This window comes from uncultured Chitinophaga sp. (genome assembly GCF_902168175.1).
Taxonomy (GTDB): domain Bacteria; phylum Bacteroidota; class Bacteroidia; order Chitinophagales; family Chitinophagaceae; genus Chitinophaga.
On the sequence record NZ_CABHOU010000019.1, the window covers coordinates 1 to 4,018 of the forward strand.

Annotated in this window: 5 protein-coding genes; 4 read left to right on the forward strand and 1 reads right to left on the reverse strand. The window is 48.2% G+C overall.

Features of this window, described 5'->3' with window-relative positions; translation table 11 throughout:
- The first annotated feature begins 391 nt into the window (after positions 1–391).
- Entirely contained in the window at positions 392–952 is a 561-nt protein-coding gene (locus QZT80_RS02060; RefSeq protein WP_295117107.1) for a sigma-70 family RNA polymerase sigma factor, read from the forward strand.
- Positions 953–993: 41 nt separating this feature from the next.
- Entirely contained in the window at positions 994–2,106 is a 1,113-nt protein-coding gene (locus QZT80_RS02065) for a FecR family protein (RefSeq protein WP_295117109.1), read from the forward strand.
- A 1-nt stretch (position 2,107) separates the two neighbouring features.
- Here the strand turns inward: QZT80_RS02065 and QZT80_RS02070 are convergent, their stop codons facing one another.
- Complete coding sequence (locus QZT80_RS02070; protein ID WP_295117111.1) at positions 2,108–2,392, reverse strand: hypothetical protein; 285 nt, start codon at positions 2,390–2,392, stop codon at positions 2,108–2,110.
- Positions 2,393–2,499: 107 nt separating this feature from the next.
- Here QZT80_RS02070 and QZT80_RS02075 point away from each other — a divergent pair, with 107 nt between their 5' ends.
- Together QZT80_RS02075 and QZT80_RS02080 are read left to right on the forward strand one after the other, a co-directional pair.
- Positions 2,500–2,943: a hypothetical protein gene (locus tag QZT80_RS02075; protein ID WP_295117113.1), complete on the forward strand. Its 444-nt coding sequence runs from the start codon at positions 2,500–2,502 to the stop codon at positions 2,941–2,943.
- A gap of 309 nt (positions 2,944–3,252) precedes the next feature.
- Positions 3,253–4,018: SusC/RagA family TonB-linked outer membrane protein (locus tag QZT80_RS02080; protein ID WP_295117115.1), on the forward strand; the 766-nt coding region annotated here is incomplete at its 3' end.

Below are 4,018 nucleotides of genomic sequence, written 5' to 3' on the forward strand. Positions count from 1 at the left end.
ACAACCTGCCGCATAAAAGTTTGATCATACTTAAAGGCCCTACCGCCCTTTTTACGAACTAATACTGTGTTTTTATCCATGTTTTACACTTTTGAAGGTGTAAACCTTTTTTAGGACGTGACCGAGACCGGGGCTGAACAGGATTACTACTGCCTGCTCCACCAAACAGACCCGGCGATGAACCGGCCTGGATCCACTGCCGCCCAAATTCACCCCCGTTATCCGGTTAGAAATATTATTTAAATAACATAAACCACTATCGCTGTATTGGTCATTTTAATACCTTCGTAACACTTTCGGGAATATCTGCCAGTTTTAGCTTAAAGAACGACTCCCTCCAAATAGTGTAGACAAGTCACCTTGGATTTATTTGTTTAAATCATGTGTTCACGTGCAATCACCACAAGAAAATGCTGACTTTCAGCTACTAATGCTATTGCGGGAGGGCTCACCGTCTGCATTCGCCACTATTTACGACCAGTGTTATAAACGCCTGTTCGCCGAGGCTTACAGTCACCTCAACAACATTGAGGAGGCCGAGGACATGGTGCAGGAGGTCTTTATATGGCTATGGCAGGAGCGCAGCAGGCTCGACATCCACTCATCGCTGAGGGGCTACCTGGTACGAATTGTTAAGTACAAATCGATCGACGCCATCCGTAAGCGCGAGCAAACGCACAGGCGTAAGCAGCAGTTTAACCAGCTATTTTCGTCGGAAGCCGTGCTGCCGCCATCTCGTATAGAGCAGCAGGAGTTACAACAGGAACTCCACCATGCCATAGAAGGCATCTCATCCACACAAAGCCGTTATGCCTTTAAACTGATGTACGTGGAGGAAAAATCGGGGCGGGAAATTGCGCTGGAAATGGGACTGAAAGTACAAAGTGTGAAGAACCTTCTGCAACATGCGAGGAAGGTACTGCGAAAGAAGTTGATAAAACCTGACCTTTAGATAGGTACTTTGCAGTTGATTTTACGACCATTAGATTAATCATGCGCTATAACGAAGAAGAAATACACAGGCTCGCACTGGACGAAGTATCAGGTGTTATCGGGGACAGCGACAGAGAATACCTTCACCGGGCGATAGCCGAAGACAGTCATGCGCAAAGCGTTTACCAGCAGGTAATACGTCAATTCGCCGACCCGGCCGTACAACAGGCTATGAACGATAGCGGCCCAGGTCATTTCGACCAGCTAACAAACAAACTACACCGTAAATCCGCCGTTAAACGTATTGCCACGTACTCGGCTGCCGCCGCAGTTGCAGCATTGGCCATTGGTTATTTCTTTTCGTTTCAAACCCCGGCGCCTCCAAAACTGGCAGGCATCAAAAAACACCAGGTTGCACTCGAAGTACCAGGCGGTGGCACCTTCGACCTGTCTGACACTTCAGGCATTATACAATTGGGCGGGGTGAGTGCATCTAACGGTAATAAATTATTGCAGATACCCGAGGGTGAGGCAGCCGCAGGTAAATGGGTCACACTGCATGTGCCCGAAGGAAAAGATTACCAGGTGCAGCTTTCCGATGGAAGTAAAGTATGGCTCAACGCCGCCTCTACCCTCAAATTCCCCCTGGCATTTGCCGGGGTCAGAGAAGTATTTGTGAGCGGGGAAGCATATTTCGAAGTAGCCGCCAATGCTTTGGAGCCATTTACGGTGCATATGGAACAAACCGAAGTGATAGTACTGGGAACATCGTTTAACATTAACACCTACAAAACTGTAGAACGCGTTTCACTCGTAACCGGTAAAGTAATGGTAAAAGCTGGTACCGACAGCCTGCTGCTGAAGCCCGGTTTTGAAGTAACTGCGGATGAGAAAAAAGCCCTGCAGGCCACCAGCTTTGACGAACACGACGTACTCGCCTGGCGGCAGGGTATACAAGTATTTTCCAAAGCCCCGCTCAGCGACATCTATACCAGTATCAAACGAATATATGGTATAGAAATAGCGCTGGACGAGGCGGTAGACAAACACTCACTGTTCACCGGCTCACTCGACCGCAAACAACCCCTTACCTCCTTTTTGGAAGTGCTGAGGTATTCGCGGTATATACATGACTATTACTACACGCAGGACAGCGTACTGCACATAAAATAACTCACGCCTTTTCAGCAGCCGACGTTCCCTGGAACTGTTCAGGCAGGCATTTGATTTCCGCGCATACCTGCTGTACGATGTAAAGTCCTTCTTCCGACAGTTCCTGCCGGTCGTATTTGAACTCCCCACTGTTATCTTCCTTCACAATAGCGAATCCATCCGGTACCTGGTTAAAGAACCGTTTATTGCCTTTGATCCGGTAAATAAGCGAATCAACTGTTTTTTCAAACTCAAGGTCCGCCATTATGAGGTCGCCGTGCATTTTGATTGTGATCTGCCTGGTCATAAGATATGGTTTAAGGATACAATATCAATAAGTAAGCCAGCAGATGCTGGAATAATATTTGATTTTCAGTAAACGTACCCCGGTTTATTCATCTTAAAAAGCAGAACATGAAAGGAGCAGCTATAGCAGGCGGATTAATAGGAGCCTGCGTATTAACCGCATTGCACGAAATAACCCGTAAAACCACCCTCAAAGCCCCGCGTATGGACCTGCTGGGCATGCAGGCACTGTCCAAAGGGCTGGCCAAAACGAATATTCGTCCCTTAGACGACCAGGCGTTGTTTAACTATACACTGGCCGGTGATATAGTGAGTAACGCATTATACTTTGGTTTAGCGGCGGCAGGCCCGAAAAAAGACATCTTTATAAGGGCGGGGGTGCTTGGTGCTTCCGCAGGTGTTGCGGCGATATGTGTACCAGGCAGGGCCGGATTAAATCCCGCTTACAGTAATCGCAGCCTGCAAACCAAAGCGTTAACCATAGGTTTATATATGGCAGGCAGTCTGACCGCCGCCGTAGCCATCAGGCTGCTGGACAAGCTGGGGAAATAAGCTACAAATTACTTTTAACTCCTCCTGTTTTGCAGGGGGAGTTTTCGCTATTATGAAATAAATGTTAACCCATAAGTACCCGTTACCCCGATTTGCGACCTTACTATGAAACCATATCCAAATTATCTGCACCATAACAAAAAGAATCTCTAATTCTTTAAGGCAAAAGTGAATGTTCAGTCAATACCCGACCCGGCTACAGCAGCCGGGCAAGGGCAATTCAATTTCTCACCACTAACTCTATCTATGATGGTATCAACTTTACCACCAAGGCAAGTATTACGACAACTGCTTGCCCTATTGCTAGTAATGACCGCATGCTTATGCAACCTCAACGCCCAGGCGCGCAATGCCGACGACAAAGGTTCGCTTCCTGTAACACTGAGCGGCCAGGACATACCGCTCGAAAAAGTGCTTAAGAGCATTGAGAAACAAACTGGCTTACGTTTTAATTATCGTTCCGAGCTGTTAAACATTAACGAAAAAGTAAGTGTGAATTTCCGTAACCGTCCGCTCGACGAAATACTCGGCCAGTTGCTTCAGCCAAGGGGTTTTGCGTGGAAGTACATTGGAACGGCGATTACGTTGCAGCTGAGCGTTAACACGTTTACAGATACGCTGATTAACTTCTCGGGTAAAGTAATGAGTGCTGAGGGTACGCCGTTGCCTGGGGCTACGGTGGTATTAAAAGGAACGCGCAATGGCGTTTCCAGCAACGCTGACGGTGGGTTTAGTTTGAGGGCGCCAGGTAATGGCACGCTGGTGGTGACTTATACGGGTTATCAGGCGCAGGAGTTGCGGATTGGGGGGAAGCGCGAGGCGATGGTGCAGATGGTGAAGGCGGTGAATGAGATGAATGAGCAGGTGGTGGTGGCGTATGGGACTACGACGCAGAGGTCAAATACGGGTGCCGTTACCGTAATCAAAGGTTCACAGATTGAGAACCTGCCTAACAGGTCGTTCGATAAAAGTTTGCAGGGTTTGGTGCCGGGGTTATTAGTAACTAACGGTACGGGGCAGCCTGGAGGTGGGGTTGCGAATATGGTGGTTAGGGGAATATCGTCCGGATCGGATG

What these genes read in the sequence shown, in the direction of transcription:
- QZT80_RS02065 (WP_295117109.1), top strand. Translation starts at nt 994, where the DNA reads ATGCGCTATAACGAAGAAGAAATACACAGGCTCGCACTGGACGAAGTA.
- QZT80_RS02070 (WP_295117111.1), bottom strand. Translation starts at nt 2,392, where the DNA reads ATGACCAGGCAGATCACAATCAAAATGCACGGCGACCTCATAATGGCG.
- QZT80_RS02075 (WP_295117113.1), top strand. Translation starts at nt 2,500, where the DNA reads ATGAAAGGAGCAGCTATAGCAGGCGGATTAATAGGAGCCTGCGTATTA.